At 70.4% G+C, this 17,139-nt stretch carries 16 protein-coding genes; 10 read left to right on the top strand and 6 right to left on the bottom strand.

What is annotated here, in order from left to right; all coding sequences use genetic code 11:
- Positions 1 to 42: 42 nt before the first annotated feature.
- Genes DFJ64_RS06280 through DFJ64_RS06265 form a run of 4 tightly spaced genes read left to right on the top strand, consistent with a single transcriptional unit; the run spans position 43 to position 3,993 of the window.
- Positions 43 to 960 (top strand): SIS domain-containing protein, encoded by a 918-nt coding sequence (locus DFJ64_RS06280; RefSeq protein WP_115851872.1) that lies wholly within the window; start codon positions 43 to 45, stop codon positions 958 to 960.
- Positions 957 to 2,000: an ROK family protein gene (locus DFJ64_RS06275; protein WP_245940971.1), complete on the top strand. Its 1,044-nt coding sequence runs from the start codon at positions 957 to 959 to the stop codon at positions 1,998 to 2,000. Before DFJ64_RS06280 ends, DFJ64_RS06275 begins: the two co-directional genes overlap by 4 nt.
- Positions 1,997 to 3,154 carry an N-acetylglucosamine-6-phosphate deacetylase gene (nagA, locus tag DFJ64_RS06270; protein WP_115849592.1) on the top strand — a complete coding sequence of 386 codons (1,158 nt, stop codon included), beginning with the start codon at positions 1,997 to 1,999 and terminating at the stop codon, positions 3,152 to 3,154. Before DFJ64_RS06275 ends, nagA begins: the two co-directional genes overlap by 4 nt.
- Positions 3,154 to 3,993 carry a class II fructose-bisphosphate aldolase gene (locus tag DFJ64_RS06265; RefSeq protein WP_115849591.1) on the top strand — a complete coding sequence of 280 codons (840 nt, stop codon included), beginning with the start codon at positions 3,154 to 3,156 and terminating at the stop codon, positions 3,991 to 3,993. Before nagA ends, DFJ64_RS06265 begins: the two co-directional genes overlap by 1 nt.
- Positions 3,994 to 4,040: 47 nt before the next feature.
- Here DFJ64_RS06265 and DFJ64_RS06260 read toward each other — a convergent pair whose 3' ends face one another.
- The 6 genes from DFJ64_RS06260 to ngcE all read right to left on the bottom strand — a co-directional run bounded on the left by DFJ64_RS06260 (position 4,041) and on the right by ngcE (position 10,728).
- Positions 4,041 to 4,904 (bottom strand): sugar phosphate isomerase/epimerase family protein, encoded by an 864-nt coding sequence (locus tag DFJ64_RS06260; RefSeq protein WP_115849590.1) that lies wholly within the window; start codon positions 4,902 to 4,904, stop codon positions 4,041 to 4,043.
- Positions 4,901 to 6,061 carry a dihydrodipicolinate synthase family protein gene (locus DFJ64_RS06255; RefSeq protein WP_115849589.1) on the bottom strand — a complete coding sequence of 387 codons (1,161 nt, stop codon included), beginning with the start codon at positions 6,059 to 6,061 and terminating at the stop codon, positions 4,901 to 4,903. Before DFJ64_RS06255 ends, DFJ64_RS06260 begins: the two co-directional genes overlap by 4 nt.
- Entirely contained in the window at positions 6,058 to 7,209 is a 1,152-nt protein-coding gene (locus DFJ64_RS06250) for a Gfo/Idh/MocA family protein (protein WP_115849588.1), read from the bottom strand. Before DFJ64_RS06250 ends, DFJ64_RS06255 begins: the two co-directional genes overlap by 4 nt.
- Positions 7,210 to 7,328: 119 nt before the next feature.
- On the bottom strand, positions 7,329 to 8,264 hold the full coding sequence (locus DFJ64_RS06245; RefSeq protein ID WP_115849587.1) for a carbohydrate ABC transporter permease: 936 nt from the start codon (positions 8,262 to 8,264) through the stop codon (positions 7,329 to 7,331).
- A gap of 85 nt (positions 8,265 to 8,349) precedes the next feature.
- Positions 8,350 to 9,270: a carbohydrate ABC transporter permease gene (locus DFJ64_RS06240; protein ID WP_115849586.1), complete on the bottom strand. Its 921-nt coding sequence runs from the start codon at positions 9,268 to 9,270 to the stop codon at positions 8,350 to 8,352.
- A gap of 15 nt (positions 9,271 to 9,285) precedes the next feature.
- The gene (gene ngcE / locus DFJ64_RS06235; protein WP_115849585.1) at positions 9,286 to 10,728 is read right to left on the bottom strand and encodes an N-acetylglucosamine/diacetylchitobiose ABC transporter substrate-binding protein; all 1,443 of its coding nucleotides are present in this window, start codon (positions 10,726 to 10,728) and stop codon (positions 9,286 to 9,288) included.
- Positions 10,729 to 11,105: 377 nt separating this feature from the next.
- On the opposite strand from ngcE, the gene DFJ64_RS06230 reads away from it, so the two are divergent.
- The 6 genes from DFJ64_RS06230 (at position 11,106) to DFJ64_RS06205 (ending at position 17,137) form a co-directional block, all read left to right on the top strand.
- Positions 11,106 to 12,140 carry a LacI family DNA-binding transcriptional regulator gene (locus tag DFJ64_RS06230; protein WP_115849584.1) on the top strand — a complete coding sequence of 345 codons (1,035 nt, stop codon included), beginning with the start codon at positions 11,106 to 11,108 and terminating at the stop codon, positions 12,138 to 12,140.
- A 102-nt stretch (positions 12,141 to 12,242) separates the two neighbouring features.
- Positions 12,243 to 13,259: a hydroxyacid dehydrogenase gene (locus DFJ64_RS06225; RefSeq protein ID WP_211310514.1), complete on the top strand. Its 1,017-nt coding sequence runs from the start codon at positions 12,243 to 12,245 to the stop codon at positions 13,257 to 13,259.
- 129 nt (positions 13,260 to 13,388) lie between these two features.
- On the top strand, positions 13,389 to 14,153 hold the full coding sequence (locus DFJ64_RS06220) for a cupin domain-containing protein (protein WP_115849582.1): 765 nt from the start codon (positions 13,389 to 13,391) through the stop codon (positions 14,151 to 14,153).
- A 226-nt stretch (positions 14,154 to 14,379) separates the two neighbouring features.
- A complete protein-coding gene (locus DFJ64_RS06215; protein WP_115849581.1) occupies positions 14,380 to 15,162 on the top strand; it encodes an iron-dependent transcriptional repressor DtxR in 783 nt (260 codons plus the stop codon).
- 20 nt (positions 15,163 to 15,182) lie between these two features.
- The gene (locus DFJ64_RS06210; RefSeq protein ID WP_115849580.1) at positions 15,183 to 16,289 is read left to right on the top strand and encodes a hypothetical protein; all 1,107 of its coding nucleotides are present in this window, start codon (positions 15,183 to 15,185) and stop codon (positions 16,287 to 16,289) included.
- Positions 16,286 to 17,137: a class I SAM-dependent methyltransferase gene (locus DFJ64_RS06205; RefSeq protein ID WP_245940970.1), complete on the top strand. Its 852-nt coding sequence runs from the start codon at positions 16,286 to 16,288 to the stop codon at positions 17,135 to 17,137. Before DFJ64_RS06210 ends, DFJ64_RS06205 begins: the two co-directional genes overlap by 4 nt.
- Positions 17,138 to 17,139: the final 2 nt, after the last annotated feature.

Raw genomic sequence — 17,139 nt, 5'->3', positions numbered from 1 at the left:
TGGCGTATGCTCAGGGGCCAGCCGATCACGGAAGGGGCGTTCATGCAGTTCGTGACCGAGGAGATCGCCAGCCAGCCGGCGTGCTGGCGGCAGGCCGCGACGCTGGCGCGGACGGCGAGTGGCGTCCTCCCCCGCGAGGGCGAGCGGGTGGCGGTGATCGGCTGCGGCACCTCGTGGTTCATGGCTCAGTCCTACGCCGTGCTCCGCGAGGCCGCGGGGCACGGCGAGACCGACGCGTTCCCCGCCAGCGAGTTCCCGGCCGGGCGGCGCTACGACCGGGTGGTGGCGCTCACTCGGTCCGGTACGACGACCGAGGTCCTGGCGCGGCTGTCGGACCTGCGTGGTCGTACTCCCACCGTCGCGGTGACGGCGGACCCGAAGACGCCGGTCATGGACCTCGCTGACGAGGTGGTCGTCCTCGAGTTCGCCGACGAGCGCTCGGTCGTCCAGACCAGGTTCGCCACCTCGGCCCTCACCCTCCTGCGCGCTCACCTGGGTGCCGACGTCGATGCCGCCGTCGCGGACGCGGAACAGGCGCTCGCCGAGCCGCTGCCGGACGGCGCGACCGAGCGTCGCCAGTTCACCTTCCTCGGCACCGGATGGACCGTGGGTCTGGCCAACGAGGCCGCGCTGAAGATGCGCGAGGCGTCGTTGTCGTGGACCGAGTCCTATCCCGCCATGGAGTACCGTCACGGTCCCATGAGCATCACCGACGCGTCGTCGGTCGTGTGGTTCCTCGGCACGCCCCCGCCCGACCTTCCCGAGGAGGTCCGGAGGCTCGGCGCCATGGTCGTCACGAAGCCCGAGCGTGACCCACTCGCGGAGCTCATCCGCGCCCAGCGGCTCGCGGTCGAGATCGGCGTCAGCAAAGGGCTCAACCCTGACCAGCCCCGCAACCTCACCCGGTCCGTCATCCTGTCCGACGCGACGACTCACGACAAGGGAGCGAGCACGTCGTGAACGCCGCCCCGGCGCCTCCTGAGACGTCGCGGTGCGTCGTCGCGCTCGACGTCGGCGGGACGTCGATGAAGGGTGCGCTGGTCGACGAGCACCGACGTGTTCGCCTGCGGCAATCGTTCCCCACGCCAGCCGTCCAGGGCCCGGAGGCCGTCCTCGACCAGATGGCGACGGCGATCGCCACGCTCACCGCGCGGGCCGCTGAGGCAGGGCTGGCACCCCCGCAGGCGGCTGGCGTGGTCGTTCCCGGCATCGTCGACGAGGCGCGCGGGGTCGCCGTCATCGCCGCCAACATCGGCTGGCGGGATGCCCCGCTGGCGAGCGTCCTGCGAGAACGTCTCGGGCTTCCGGTCGCCCTCGGGCACGACGTGCGCGCGGGTGGTCTGGCCGAGAGCCGCCTCGGCGCGGCGAAGGGCGCCCGCGACGTGCTGTTCGTCGCGCTCGGGACCGGCATCGCCGCCAGCTGCATCGTCGACGGCCGCCCCTTGATCGCCGGCGGGTACGCCGGCGAGGTCGGCCACGTGGTCGTCGAGCCCGACGGTGAGCCGTGCGGGTGCGGCGGCCGTGGCTGTCTGGAGCGCGTGGCGTCCGCCGCCGCGATCGCGCGCCGGTACACCAGCCGTAGCGGTGTCGCGGTGACCGGCGCCGCGGAGGTCGCGGCGAAGGTGCGCGCCGGCGACCCGGTGGCGGTCGCCGTCTGGGAGGAGGCGGTCGCGGCGCTCGTCGACGTCCTCCACACCAGCCTCACCCTCCTCGGGTCGGAGGTCGTCGTCCTCGGAGGCGGGCTCGCCGAGGCCGGTGATCTCCTGCTGGAGCCGCTGCGGACGGGACTCGACGAGCGTCTCTCGTTCCAGCGTCGCCCGCGTCTCGTCCAGGCCGCGCTCGGTGACCAGGCCGGGTGCCTCGGCGCCGCGTTGCTGGCGTGGAGCCTCGTCGACGCTCTCGAGGAGCCGTCCGACGAGGAAGCCTCGAGCGACGACCAGGGCGGGCACGATCGGAAGCACGACGAGTTCGAGGGATACGAACGGAAGGCGACACCGTGACGCTGCTGGGCAACGGGCGTGTGGTCACCCCCGAGGCGGTGCTCGACCCGGGCTGGATCGAGATCTCGGGGGAGCGCATCGTGGAGGTCGGGTCAGGTGAGGCGGCCAGACCTCTCGACGTCGACCTCGCCGGGCGCGTTGTCGTCCCCGGCTTCGTCGACACGCACGTGCACGGTGGCGGCGGCGCGTCGTACCTCTCCGCCACGCAGGCGGAGACCGCCACGGTCGTCCAGTTCCACCGCTCGCACGGAACCACCACGACCTTCGCCAGCCTCATCTCGACCACGGCGCCGGAGCTGGAGCGCCAGGTGGCGGCCTTGGCGGAGCTCGCCGCCGACGGTCTCGTCGACGGCCTCCACCTCGAGGGTCCCTGGATCTCCGAGGCCCGTCGCGGCGCGCACGACCCGGCTGTCCTTCGTCCGCCCACGACCGAGGAGTTGGAGCGCCTGCTCGCCCTGGGGCGCGGCACGATCCGCATGGTGACGCTCGCACCCGAGCTGCCGGGAGCGCTGGACGCGGTCCGGCGGATCGTCGACGCCGGCGTGGTGGCCGCGGTGGGCCACAGCGACGCCTCCTACGAGACGGTCCGTGCGGCTGTCGACGCCGGGGCGTCCGTCGGCACCCACTTGTTCAACGGGATGCCGCCGCTGCACCACCGCGAGCCGGGTGTCGTGGGCGCTTTGCTCGAGGATCCCCGCGTCGTCGTGGAGCTCGTCGCCGATGGGATCCACCTGCACCCCGCCACCGTCGCCCTGGCGATTCGAGCCGCTGGGCCCGACCGGGTGTCCCTGGTCACCGACGCCATGACCGCCGCCGGCATGGGCGACGGTGACTACACGCTGGGTGGTCTCCCGGTGCGTGTCGTCGACGGCGTGGCGCGGTTGGCGGACAGCGACTCCATCGCCGGCAGCACGCTCACCATGGACGCGGCGTTCCGGTTCGCCGTGCAGACGGTGGGGCTGTCGCTCGAGCAAGCCGCTCGCGTCGCCTCGACCACGCCCGCGCGCACGTTCGGACTCTCGGACGTGGGGGCTCTGCAGCCCGGCATGCGCGCCGACCTCGTCGTGCTCGACGCCGACTTGCAGGTGACCGCGGTGATGCGGCGCGGTTCATGGGTGTCGGGTGACCCGACCAGGACGAAGGAGGGCAGCTGATGCCTCTCACCCCGACCGGAGACATCGTTCGGTCCGCGGCCGCGGACGGCCGCGGCGTGGGCGCGTTCAACGTCATCCAGATCGAGCATGCCGAGGCGCTCGTCGCTGGCGCCGAACGGGCAGGCGCGCCCGTGATCCTCCAGATCAGCGAGAACGCCGTGAAGTACCACGGGGGCGCGCTGGAGCCCATCGCGCTGGCGACGCTCGCCATCGCCCGGTCGGCGGCGGTTCCCGTGGCGGTGCACCTGGACCACGCCACCAAGCCCGAGCTGGTTCACGAGGCGGTCGCGCTCGGCTTCGGGTCGGTGATGTTCGACGCGTCCGTCCTGCCGTACGAGGAGAACGTCGCGGCCACGAAGGAGGTCACCGAGTACTGCCACGCGCGCGGTGTCTTCGTGGAGGCGGAGCTGGGTGAGGTCGGCGGCAAGGACGGCGTCCACGCGCCGGGTGCCCGGACCAACCCGGACGAGGCGGTGGAGTTCGTCCGCGCGACCGGTGTCGACGCGCTCGCCATCGCGGTGGGGACCTCGCACGCCATGCTGGAGAAGACCGCCGCGCTCGACCTCGACCTGATCGCCGCGCACCGCGCCGTCGTCCCGGTGCCGCTCGTGCTGCACGGCTCGTCCGGCGTTCCCGAGGACGACCTCACCCGGGCGGTCGAGGCCGGGATGACCAAGATCAACATCGCAACCGCGCTCAACCAGGCGTTCACGAAGGCGGTGCGCGACTACCTGGCGGCGAACCCCACGGTGGTCGACACCCGCAAGTACCTCGCGCCCGGCAGGGAGGCGGTGGCCGCCGAGGTGACGCGGCTGCTCGGCGTCCTCAAGGCCGCCTGACCGGCGGCTCGACCGGTCGCGGCGCTCCGGCGGCGGTCCTCGACGGGTCAGAGCACCAGGTCGACATACCGCTGCTTCATCGTCGCCAGCACCTGGTCGGGGTCTTGCGCCCACACGTCCGCGTTGAAGATCTCGACCTCGATGTCGCCGGTGTAGCCCGCCGCGTCGACGGCCTCGCGGAACGGCCGGAACTCGATCACGCCGTCGCCCATCATGCCGCGCGCCAGCAGCGCATCGGCCGGGATGGGCAGGTTGAAGTCGCACACCTGGAACGACGCGATCCGCGAGCCGGCGCGACGGATCTGCTCCCAGACGGCGGGGTCCCACCAGACGTGGAACGTGTCGACGACGACCCCCACCTGTTCGACCGGGAACGCCTCGGCCAGGTCGAGCGCTTGAGCGAGCGTGGACAGCACCGCGCGGTCCGCGCAGTACATGGGGTGCAGCGGCTCCAGCGCGAGTCGTACCCCGCTCGCCGCCGCGTAGGGGGCGAGCTCGGCGACCGCGTCGGCGACGCGGGCCCGCGCGCCGGCCAGGTCTCGAGAGCCCTCGGGCAGGCCGCCGACGACGAGGACGAGGCACGGCGCGCCGAGGGCGGCCGCCTCGTCGATGGCGCGACGGTTGTCGTCGAGCGCCCGGCGACGCGCCGCCGGGTCGATCGCGGTGAGGAACCCGCCCCGACACAGCGACGACACCCGCAGCCCGGCGTCCCGCACCAGCTTGACGGCTCGCTCGACGCCGATGTCGTGGAGCGGCTCCCGCCAGATCCCGATGGCGGGGATGCCGGCTCGCACACAGCCGTCCACGGCCTCCGCGACACCCCACCGGTTGGTGGTCTTCTGGTTGAGGCTGAGGCGGGCCAGGCGTGGGTCGCCCGGCGCGATGGACGAGGGCGCGTTCGGGTCGGTCATGCGGCGACTCCGTGGACGGCGAGGAACTGGCGCATCCGTGCCGCGGCCAGCTCAGGGTCGGGGAACAGGCCCGCCTGGTCGGCGAGCTGGAACGCCCGCACCAGGTGCGGCACGCTCCGCGCCGACTGCAGACCGCCGACCATGGCGAAGGCTTTCTGGTGACCGGCCAGCCAGGCGAGGAAGCAGATGCCGGTCTTGTAGTAGTAGGTCGGCGTCTCGAACAGGTGCCGGGACAGGGGCACGGTGGGTGCGAACGCCTGGTCATAGGCCTGCTCGTCGCCGGCGTCGAGGGCGGCAAGGGCGGCCGCCGCCGCGGGAGCGATCGCGTCGAAGATGCCCAGGAGCGCGTCCGAGCCGGTCCTGATGAGCTGGGGGTAGTTGAAGTCGTCACCGGTGTAGAGGTGGACGCCCTCGGGAAGCGCGGCTCGCAACCGAACCTCGTGGTCCTCGTCGAGCAACGACACTTTGACGCCGTCGACCTTCGCGGCGTGCTCACGGACGATCGACAGGAACGCCTCGGTGGCGACCTCCAGGTCGGCCGACCCCCAGTAGCCCTCGAGGGCGGGGTCGAACATGGGGCCCAGCCAGTGCAAGATCGCCGGCTGGCTCACCTGGCCGAGCAGGTGCCCGTAGACCTTCGCGTAGTCCTCCGCGTCCGCGGCGGCGGCCGCCAGGTGCCGGCTGGCCATGAGGATCGGCCGGGCACCGGCGTCTTCGACCACCGCGAGCTGCTCCTCGTAGGCGCGCGTCACCTCGTCCAGCGAGGCGTGTCCGATGCTGCTCGATGGCAGGTGGTCGGTTCCGACGCCGCAGGCGAGCAGCCCGCCGCACGCCGCTGCCTCGGTGGCGCTGCGCCGGATCAGCTCGGCGGTGGCATCCCAGGTCAGACCCATCCCGCGCTGGGCGGTGTCCATCGCGTCCGCCACGCCCAGGCCATACGACCACAGGTGCCGCCGGTAGGCCAGGGTGGCGTCCCAGTCGAGCACCGCCGGCGCGCCTGGAGTGTTGTCGGCGTAGGGATCGGCGACCACGTGGGCGGCGGCGTAGGCGATGCGGCGCGCGGGTCGGCCCGATGGACGCGGCCAGGCTCTCGGCTCCTGGAGCTGGTAGGGCTGGAGCGAGCCATCCGAGGCCGGGAGGTGGATGACAGGGCTCACAGGGCGACCTCCGGCACGACGATGCGGCGACCTTCGTTCGAGGACTTGAGGCCCAGCTCAGCGAGCTGGACACCACGGGCGGCGGCGAGGAAGTCGTACTTGAAGGGGGCGTCGTCCAGGCAGTGGCGGAGGAACTCCTCCCACTCCGCCTTGAAGCCGTTGTCGAACTCGGCGTTGTTCGGGACCGGCTGCCATTGGTCGCGGAAGCGCTCGGTCACGGGGAGGTCGGGGTTCCACACCGCCTTCGGCGTCCCGCCCCGGTGCTGGATGCGACACTCCCGCAGGCCCGCGACCGCGCTGCCCTCGGTGCCGTCGACCTGGAACTCCACCAGCTCGTCGCGGTGAACCCGCACACACCAGGAGGAGTTGATCTGGGCGATGACGCCTCCGGTCAGCTCGAAGATGGCGTACGAGGCGTCGTCCGCGGTGGCGTCGTAGGGGTTGCCCTCCTCGTCCCACCGGCGCGGGATGTGGGTGACGGCACGGGCGTAGACCGCCTCGACCCGTCCCGCGATCTCCTCCAGGACGTAGTTCCAGTGGCAGAACATGTCGAGCGTGATGCCACCGCCGTCCTGGACACGGTAGTTCCAGCTCGGCCGCTGGGCCGGTTGCCAGTCGCCCTCGAAGACCCAGTAGCCGAACTCCCCGCGAATCGACAGGATCCGGCCGAAGAATCCCCCGTCGACCAAGCGGCGCAGCTTCCGCAGGCCCGGCAGGTAGACCTTGTCCATGACGACGCCGTTCTTGACGCCGGCGTCGCGGGCGGCGCGCGCCAGCTCCATCGCGCCGGTGAAGGTGTCGGCCACCGGCTTCTCGCAGTAGATGTGCTTGCCCGCGGCGATAGCGGAGAGCACGGCCTTGCCTCGGACCTGGGTGGCCTGGGCGTCGAAGTAGATGGGCGCCTTGGGGTCGCTGAGCGCGGTGTCGAGGTCGGTGGTCCACCGCGTCAGCCCGTGCCGGTCGGCGATGACGCGCAGCTTGTGCTCGGAACGTCCGACCAGGATCGGCTCCGGGACGACGCGACTGCCGTCGGAGAGGGTGACGCCGCCCTGCGCTCGGATCGCCAGGATCGACCGCACGAGGTGCTGGTTGTAGCCCATGCGGCCGGTCACGCCGTTCATGACGACGCCGATCTCGCGAGTGGTCATGCGTTCCCTCCGCTCCAGCCTGTGGAAAACGCTTTCCAGCGTAGACGAGAGACGGGCTCGCGAGCAAGGCCACCCCCGGACACGCCCGCGAGCCGGTCACGGAGAGTAGCTGGCGTCGGCTACTTGAGGGCGCCCGCGGTCAGGCCCTCCTCGACCTTGCGCTGGAAGACGATGTAGACGGCCAGCACGGGCAGCATCGCGATGATCAGCCCGGCGAACAGCTCCGCGACCGAGGTGGCGCTCGACTCGTACCGCGTCCGCAGCGCCAGGTCCGCGAGCCCCTGGGTGAGGACGAAGTTGCTGCGGTCCTCGTCGATCTGGGTGTTCAGCACCAGGGGCAGCAGGTACTGGTTCCACTGGCCGAGGAAGTTGAACACGCCGATGCTGATCAGGCCGGGCTTGGCCAGGGGCAGCATGATCTGAAAGAACGTGCGGAAGTGGCCGGCGCCGTCGATGAACGCCGCCTCGGCGAGCTCCTTGGGGAGGGACTGGAAGAACGCGGTCAGGAAGAAGACCGAGAACGGCAGGGAGAACGCGACGTAGATGACCACCAAACCCGGCAGGTTCTGGTACATGCCCAGGTTCTGGGCGACCTTGACCAGAGGCACGATCGCCAGGAACAGCGGGAAGGTCATGCCCACGAGGAACAGGTAGTAGATCAGCCGGCTACCTGGGAACTCGTACCGGGCGAGGACGTACGCCGCCATCGAGGACAGCAGCAGGGTGAAGAAGACCCCGCAGCACACCACGAAGACGGTGTTGAGGAAGAAGCGACCAATGTTGGCCGTCTGCCAGGCGTCGACGTAGGTGTGGAAGTGCCACTCCTTGGGCAGCGCGAACGGGCTCGCGTAGATCTCGCTGTTGGTCTTGAACGACGAGATGAGCACCCACAGCATCGGCAGGAGCACCATCGCGGCCCACGTGATGACGAAGATCTGGGGGATGCCCTCGCTCAGGACCTGGGCACCGGCGAAGCGGCGAGCGGGCTTGGCGGCCGCTGGGTGCGCGGGAGGGGATGGCCGCGTGGGCCGCGCCGGCGTGGGCAGTGTGGTCATCGAACCTATCGCCTCTCTTTCGCGGTGGGCGCTCGATCCCTGGCTTTTGGGCTGTGGCCGGACCTGGCGCCCGGCCACAGCCCCCTCAGTACTCCAGTCGCTCCCGTCGAGTGACCCGGAAGGTCAACGCGGCGAGCAGAATCGAGAACACCAGCAGCATGGTGGCCATCGCCGAGGCGTAGCCGAACTGTGAGTTCAGCGAGAACGCCGTGCGGTAGAGCTGGGTCGCCATCACGTCGGCGCCGTAGTCCGCCACCACGCCGTTGCGGGCCATGACGGACAGCAGAGCGAACATGTCGAGCGTGTTGATGCCGATGTAGACGATCGCCACCTGGAGGTGACCCCACAGCAGCGGCAGGGTCACGTTGAAGAACATGCGTATCCGGGTGGCTCCGTCGATGGCGGCCGCCTCGTACAGCTCGCGGGGGATCTGCTGCATGCCCGCGATGAACAGCACCATGTAGAACCCGACCGAGGACCAGATCGCGACGAACGCGATCGCCCACAAGATGACGCTGGGCGTCCCCAGGGGCCCGTTCGGGAGGAACTCCAGCATGTCGACGTCGACCGCGCGCAGCACTTGCTGGAGCAGCCCTCCGTCGGTGCTGTAGACGAACTGGAACATGATCGCCACGATCACGACCGGCAGCACCTGCGGGAAAAAGAAGACGACGCGGTACAGCTTCGCGCCGAACACGCCGTCGCGGGTCCCGGACGTGCCGCCGCGGGTGAGCAGGCTCGCGAACGCCAACGCCGGCACCAGCGTCCCGATGGGGATCACGAAGAGCAGCTTGACGTTGTTGCCCACCGCGTGCCACCACGCCGAGTCCCGGATGAGGGAGGCGTAGTTCTGGAGCCCGACGTACTCGAAGTCCGGCGTGAAGCCCGTCCAGTTCGTGAAGGAGATCTGAATCCCCTGCGCGAACGGCGAGATGACGAAAACCGCGTACAGCAGGAGTGCCGGGGCGAGAAACGTGACGATGAACGGAACGCGGCCTTTGCGCATCGACTCGACTTTCGCTCAGCGCGTGAACTTCTTGATCTTCGGGTCCTTCTTCACCTCGTCAGCCTTCTTCTGGACCCGCTCGAGGAAGCCCATCGGGTCGAGGTCGCCGGTGAGCAGGACGCCCAAGGCCGCGCAGGCCTCCTCATACAGCGGGCGGTACCACGTGGAGTACTTGGGCGAGTCGAGCCGCTCGACCTCCCGGGCGGCGTTGAGGAGCTCCAGAGAGGACACGAGCACGCTGTCGAGCGTCTGGTCGTCGTGGGCGCCGTCCACGATCGTGAGCGTGTAGGTGAGCTCGGCGAACTTCTGCGCGCCCTCCTTGGACAGCATGATGCGCAGGTACTCCAGCGCGCCGGGGATGTTCTTCGCCTTCGAGGGCACCAGGAAGCTCTCACCCGAGCTGTACGGCACCGCCTCGAAGGGCAGCTTGTCGGAGGCGTCGAGCGACGGCGTGGGAGCGATGGCCATCTCGAAGTCCTCCGGGAGCTGGCTGCCCAGCTCGCTCTTCAGCCACGAGCCGCACGGGATGATGGCGGCCTTGTGCTGCGCCCACGCGACCTGCGCCTGGATGTGGGTGAGGCCGGCGGTGCCCGGCATGATGAAGCCCCTCACCTTCAGCTCGTGCAGGGCCTCGGCGACGTCCTTGCAGGCGTCCTGCAGCCAGGCGCCGTCCTCGAGGTTGTCGATGTTGCGCATCACCTCGTTGCCGCCGTGCTTCTGCACCATGGGGTTGAAGACGGACAGCATGTACTGGGGGTACTGCCCCTGGTACGTCCACACCGGGATGCCGGCCGCTTTGGTCTTCTCGCCGAGCGCCATGAGCTCGTCCCACGTCTTCGGGAACTCCCACTCGTTCTCGCGGAACAGCTTGGCGTCGTACCACAGACCGCTGATGTTGAGCGCGTAGGGAATGCCGTAAGGCTTGCCGTCGAAGATGAGGGGATCCAGGGCGCCCTCGATGAGGGTCTCCCCGACGGTCTTGCCCTCGAAGTCCAGCGACGGCGCCTCGAGGAGGGGCGTGATGTCGAGGAGCTGCCCCTGGTTGACCAGCGTCGCGGTGTCGAGGTTCTGGGCGCCGGAGTTGTCGAAGACGTCGGGCGGCGTGCCGTTGACGAAGCGCGGCTGGAGCTGGGCGGTGATCTCCTGGGTCCCCAGGTGCTTGATCTCCGCCTCGGGGAAGCGCCGCTTGTACATCTGCTGGTGGTACTTGGCGTACTCGTCGCTGAAGCCACCCTTGAAGATGACGACGTCGAGCGGCGCCTTGGGGTCCACGCCGAAGGGGTTGTCGGGATCGACCTTGCCGGACGGTTTCGTGGTCGGGACGGTGCTACCGCCGCCACCACCACCGGTCGCGCAGGCACCCAGCAGCGAGGTACTTCCAGCAGCCGCGGCGAGATACGCGGCGCGCCGCAGAAAGTCGCGGCGGTCGAAGCCTGCGTGCGTTCGGTGGGTGGTCATCGTGCCTCCTGGCTGATGCGAACGAGGGTCCTCGAAGGCCGCGGTCGAGGGCCACGGTGCGCGGCCCCCACGTCGCGGCCGGAGGTGGCTGATGCAGGCGTGCCGGCTTCACTCGGCGGGCGCCACAAAGGGCTCCACACTGTCGGTGGAGTGCGAGGCAGCGTAGTGCCGCGCCTGGTTGCCAACAAGGGTTTTCGGCCGCACGTCGCACAGTCGTAACTTTCATCCACCAGCGCCCGCGCGGGAAGTCTCGATGAGTTGTGGGCGAGCGCGTCCGGTGGTGAGAAAATCGCCGCCATGCGGGCCCTCATGGTCCACGATGCGGCATGCTGGAGACTGTCACGATCGGGTCAACGTCGCAGGTGAGGACGCGTGGAATGAGCGCTCACTCGGTGGTCACGCTCGGCGATGTCGCGCGCCGTGCAGGTGTCTCGCTCGCGACGGCCTCGCGAGTGCTCAATGGCAGCACGCGCCGGGTCAACGAGGACCTCCGAGCGCTCGTCCTCCAGGCCGCGGACGAGCTGGGCTACACCCCGAACCTCCATGCGCAGGCGGTGGCGCGCGGAACCAGCTCCACCGTGGGCCTGGTCGTCCACGACATCGCCGACCCGTACTTCTCCGCCATCGCGGCCGGCGTCATGCGGGTCGCCGACGAACGAGGCCTGATCGTCACGCTCGGGACCACCTCTCGTAATCCCAACCGGGAGATCCAGTACGTCGCCATGCTCCGCGCTCAGCGGGCCCGGGCGGTGATCCTGGCCGGGAGCCGGATGGCCGACAAGGCGCAGACGGAGCGGCTGGCCAAGGAAATCGAGGCCTTCCGTCGGACCGGGGGTCGGGTCGCCTGCGTCAGCCAGCACAAGCTGCCGGCCGACACCGTCCTCCCCGAGAACCGCGCGGGCGCCCGTGAGCTCGCCATCCGCTTGGCCGAGCTCGGACACCGTCGCTTCGCCGTCCTCGCCGGCTCCCGATCCATCCTCACCGCTCGCGACCGGCTCGCCGGGTTCCGGGCCGGCCTGGCGGAGAAGGGCATCGAGCTGGCGCCCGAGGCCATCGTCGAGGGAGCCTTCACCCGGGACGGCGGGTACCACGCGGCGCGCGAGCTCCTTGCTCGCCGGCTCGACGTCACCTGTGTCTTCGCGGTCAACGACGTCATGGCCGTGGGCGCGATGGCGGCGTTTCGCGAGCAGGGGGTCGAGGTGCCGCGCGACCTGTCGATCGCGGGGTTCGACGACATCGAGACGCTGCGCGACCTGGTGCCGCCTCTCACCACCGTCCGGCTGCCCCTCGAGGAGATGGGCGTGCGGGCCGGGGAGCTCGCTCTCGAGCTGGACGCGCCGCCCAAGGAGCGGCTGGTCCGGGTGCGGGGCGAGGTCGTGATCCGTGAGAGCACCCGCCGGATCTCGGGCTGATCTCTCGCTGCCACGGCCTCTCGACCGCGCCGGCGGTCGTGGTCGACTCCGGCCAAGGTCCGGACACTTGGTAAGCGCTTGCTTCTCCGGTAGCGTGCGGCCATGGTCGCTGCACGCCGGCCCACGACCGTCCTCGCGATGGCACCCGCGCACCTGCCCCGGCTCCTCGACGACCAGCAGCGGGCTCGGCTCAGCCAGATCGCGGACGTCGACCTGGGCGTGGTGATCGACGACTTCTCCACGCCGGCCGCGAAAGCGGCGCTGCGCTCGGCCGAGGTGCTGTTCACCTGCTGGGGTTGCCCTCCAGTCGACGAGCAGGTCCTCGCCTCGGCGCCACGACTGCGGGCGATCGTCCACGCGGCGGGCTCGGTGAAGGGCATCGTGACGGAGGCGTGCTGGGAACGGGGACTCCGGGTCTCCTCGGCGGCCGCCGCCAACGCGGTTCCCGTGGCCGAGTACACCGTCGCCATGATCGTCCTCGCGGGCAAGCGCGCCTTCGACATCCAGGCGACCTATCGGGCGCAGGCCGCCCGGCGGGACTGGGCGGCCGAGTACCCCAACTACGGGAACTACCGCAGGACGGTGGGCATCGTCGGCGCCTCACGCGTGGGTCGTCGGGTCATCGAGCTCTTGCGGTCGTACGACGTGGACATCCTGCTCAGCGATCCGACCGTCGACCAGGCCGAGGCGCAGGCGCTCGGCGTCCGCCTGGTGGAGCTCGACGACCTGGTCGCTGCGAGCGACGTGGTGAGCATCCACGCGCCGAACATCCCCGAGACGTTCCACCTGGTCGACCGGCGACGGCTGCGCCTCATGCGCGCCGGCGCCACCCTCATCAACACCGCCCGGGGCGCCCTGGTGGACACGGATGCGCTTGTCGAGGAACTCGCGAGCGGACGCATCAACGCGATCCTCGACGTCACCGATCCGGAGCCGCTGCCGCCCGAGCATCCCTTGTTCACCTTGCCCAACGTCGTGGTGACGCCGCACATCGCCGGGTCGCTCGGCAACGAGGTCGCCCGCATGGGGAAGCTCGCGGTCAGTGAGCTGGAGCGCTACGCGCGCGGCGAAGAGTTCGCCCATCCGGTGCTTCGGGAACAGCTGTCGATCTTGGCGTAAGCTGAACCGCCATGGGACGAGGAGACCGACCGAAGGTTCGTTGGGTCAAGGACCGCATTCGCAAGAAGCGCGAGCGTGAGCGCCGCAAGGCCGAGGCGAAGGGCGCCGCGCGCAAGAACAGCGAGTGAGATGGCGGTTGAGCCGTTCGCGCTGTCGGGGCAGGGGGTCACTGGCTGCTTCCCCGGTGGCACGGCCGTGTCGAGAGTCCGGATCTACGACTGGCCCACGGTCGACGGCCTCCGCGGCGGCTCACCGCACGTCCACCTGACCTGCACTGAGGGCTACGTGGTCGTCGCCGGTCGTGGCCGGTTGCAGACGCTCGGTCCCGATGGCGCCGTGGAGGTCCCGCTCGGCGTGGGGGACGTCGTGTGGTTCACGCCGGGCGTGATCCATCGAGCGGTCAACGACGGCGGCCTCGAGGTGCTCGTCGTCATGCAGAACGCCGGCCTTCCCGAGGCGGGCGACGCGGTCCTCACCCTGCCGCCCGAGTACCTCGCCGACCCCGGGAGGTACGCCGCGACCGTGCGCTTGTCCTGCCCCGACCGCGCCGATCCTCGGGACGAGCCGACCGCCCGGCGACGTCGTGACCTCGCGGTCGAGGGTTTCCTCGCGCTTCGGGACGCAGTGGTCGCGGAGGGACCGAGCGCGCTCGACGACTTCTACGCCGCCGCGGCGAACCTCGTCGCTCCCAGGCTCGCCACGTGGAAGGAGCGGTGGCGCAGCGGTCCTGTGGCGGTCGTGGACGAGACGGGGCGGCAGCTCGCGGCACTGGCCGAGGGCGACCGGTCGCACCTGCGCCAGGGTGGGGTCTTCAGCTGTTCGGCGCCCGCCGAACGCTACGGCATGTGCGGCTGGCTCACGCCGTACGCGCCACAGGGCCAGCGGCGCGTCTGAGTGTCGCGCGCCGACGCCGCTTCGGGCCGTCCACGAGGTTGACGGTCTTTTGCGGCGTTTTGGGCGTGACCGACTTCGGTCGGGCACACGCGTATCCTGTCCTGTGAGTTCAGCGATTCCATCTCGCCGAGTCACCTGTGGTGGACTCTCCGCTTCATGACGAGGTACCGCGACAGCTCCACCACGGACCGACGATGGCGCCGGGACACGAAGGGGCGAGGGCGGAGTGAGCCAAAGCGATCTCATCGACACCACCGAGATGTACCTCCGCACCATCTTCGAGCTGGAGGAGGAGGGCATCGTGCCGCTTCGGGCCCGGATCGCCGAGCGCTTGCACCAGTCCGGCCCGACGGTGAGCCAGACGGTGGCCAGGATGGAGCGCGACGGCCTGCTCACCGTGCAGGGTGACCGTCACCTGGAGCTGTCGCCCGTCGGTCGTCAGATGGCGACCCGAGTCATGCGCAAGCACCGCCTCGCTGAGCGTCTCCTCGTCGATGTGATCGGACTGGACTGGGAGCTCGCCCACGTCGAGGCCTGTCGCTGGGAGCACGTGATCTCCGAGGAGGTCGAGCGTCGGCTCGTCGAGATCCTGAACCACCCGCGACTGTCCCCGTACGGCAACCCGATTCCCGGCCTGGAGGAGCTGGGCGAGCCCGGCGACGTGGAGGACTTCCGGGACGGTGTGGAACCGTTGACCGACGTGCTGACGTCCGCCCAGCAGGCCGGTGAGGGTGGCGAGGCGAAGGTGCTCATCCGGCGGATCAGCGAGCCGCTGCAGACCATGCCGGCGCTCATGGAACAGTTCCGACGCGCGGGTGTGCTCCCGGACCGGGTCGTGACGGCGACGCTCTCGGCTGATGGCACGACTGTTTCGTTGGCCGGAAGCGACGCCGCGGACGTCACCGGCGACGGCTCGTCCGACGCGACGCCGGGGGACGAGCAGCCGGACGGGCGGACCGCCCAGCTGTCTGCGCGCGAGGCGGGCCACGTCTACGTGAAGCGGATCTGACCATCGAGGCGTTCACCGCAGTGGGACGGCGCCACTCCCGCACCGGCGCGGACATCCTGCCGGCTTTGCTCGCCGAGTATCGGTTCGGTGGGGTCGCCACCGTCGTCCGCGTCCTCGACCTGCCCGGGGCGGTCAAGGAGCGGGTGGAGGTCTTGGCGCTTGCCGGAGAGCGACTACTCGACCTGGACGCTGAGGATTTCGACCACATCGCCGCCCAGAAGGCGTTGCCCGAGGAGGTGGTCGCCCCGGTCCGCGCCGCGCGCTTTCCCCGGCGGCCGGACGAGCCCGAACGCGGGTCGCTGCGATCGCTGGTCCCGCTCTACGCGCTCATGCTGGAGGCGCTGCCGATCCGCTGGCGTCGGCGGGAGCCCATCCACGTCGTCGTCCTCCTCCACCTCATCGCCGAGTACCTGCCGTTCCTGGCCTGGGAGCCCGTCCTGCGCCACGCCGGTGATCCGCTCCTGCTGCCGGCGTTCGTGTCCGTGCCGGGCGGTCGGTGGGGAGGGCGCACGCCTGAGTGCGACCAGAACGCCGTCCAGCGCAGCGCCAGCGCCCGCGTGATGACGGCGACCCGCGGCGACGTCCCAGGTTGGCAGGCCTACCTGGACCGTTACCACTCCCGAGTCGCGGACGCGCTGGCCCGATGTGCCTCGCACCCGATGCCGGGGCGGCCACGACTCTCTGGGGTCTGCCGGTCGCCCTGTCCGGTCTGGACTCAGCTTCCTGAGGACGTTCGCGACGATCTCGCCGCCCGCGTTCACCTGGCTCGCATGTTCGCCGAGAGTCCGGTGGTGGAGCTCCGGCACCACGCGCCGGTCGGCCACTTCTTCGGGGTCCCCAGCCCGGAGGAGATCGCTGACGCATGGCGCCGGACGTGGGTCAGGCTCACTCGCCCGTGGCAGGACGGTGCCAACCCGTTGCTGGCGAGGGAGCTTTCGCAAGAAGACGTTGCCAGGTCTGCTCAGCTGCCCCCATCCACGACGGGAGCGGCGGCTGAGCCGCTGCCCGGTCTGACGGACATGGTCTCGGCGGTCGCGGGCCGAGAGGTCAGGGCGGGGACGGTGCTGCGGACCATCCGCGACACGATGCTGGAAACCCTCGACGCATTGCGCGACGACACCCGGTGAGCTCCGACTGGTCGGCCTACCTCGACGCCTTCCACGCGCGATATGCCGGACGCACCGAGGAGGTGCTCCGCCGGTGCGTGGCCGGCGACCTCACCCCCTACAGGTGGGTGCTTCGCTCGGTCGCCGGTCGGGGCCGGCGTGTGCTCGACCTGGCGTGCGGCAGCGGCCCGTTGACCCGGGAGCTCGCGAGCGAGCGGACTCCAGACGGAGGACGAGCACACCCCCTGGTCGTCGGGATCGATCGCTCGATGGCCGAGCTGCGTGTGGCGCGGCGTCGTGGCGATGTCCAGGCACTGTGCGCGGACGCGACGGCGCTTCCCTTCGCCGACCACAGCTTCGACGCGGTGGTGTGCTCGATGGGCCTCATGGTGGTGCAACCGCTCGACCGAGCACTCGCCGAATGCGCCCGCGTCCTTCGTTCTGGAGGAATGCTCGCGGCCACGGTGGCCTCGCCGGCACCGTTACGGCTGAGCGATCTGGTGGTCCTGGCGCCGCTGACGGCCCGACTGCGGACGCCGCCGCGCTTCCCCGGTGGCGCCGAGCTCACCGGGCTCGCCGCCGCCTTGGACCGGGCGGGCTTCGACCTCATCGAGGACGCGCGAGAGCGCTTCGCGTTCCGCGTACGCGGCGAGGAGGACGCCGAGCTCTTGCTCAGCGCCCTGTACCTGCCGGATGTGACCGAGGAACGTCGGCGGTCGGCGGTGCGGTGGCTCGCCGAGCGAGCCGCCAGAGCCGGCGCCGGACGAGCCCATGGCAGCCGTTCCCACCGTGGAGAGGAACGGAGGGAGCGCGCGGTCGGGGTGGAGGTCGCGGTCCCGGTCCGCCGCGTTCTCGCGATGCGCCGGTGAGC

Source organism: Thermasporomyces composti (assembly GCF_003386795.1).
GTDB lineage: Bacteria > Actinomycetota > Actinomycetes > Propionibacteriales > Actinopolymorphaceae > Thermasporomyces > Thermasporomyces composti.
This window is presented reverse-complemented; position numbering and strand designations above follow the sequence as displayed.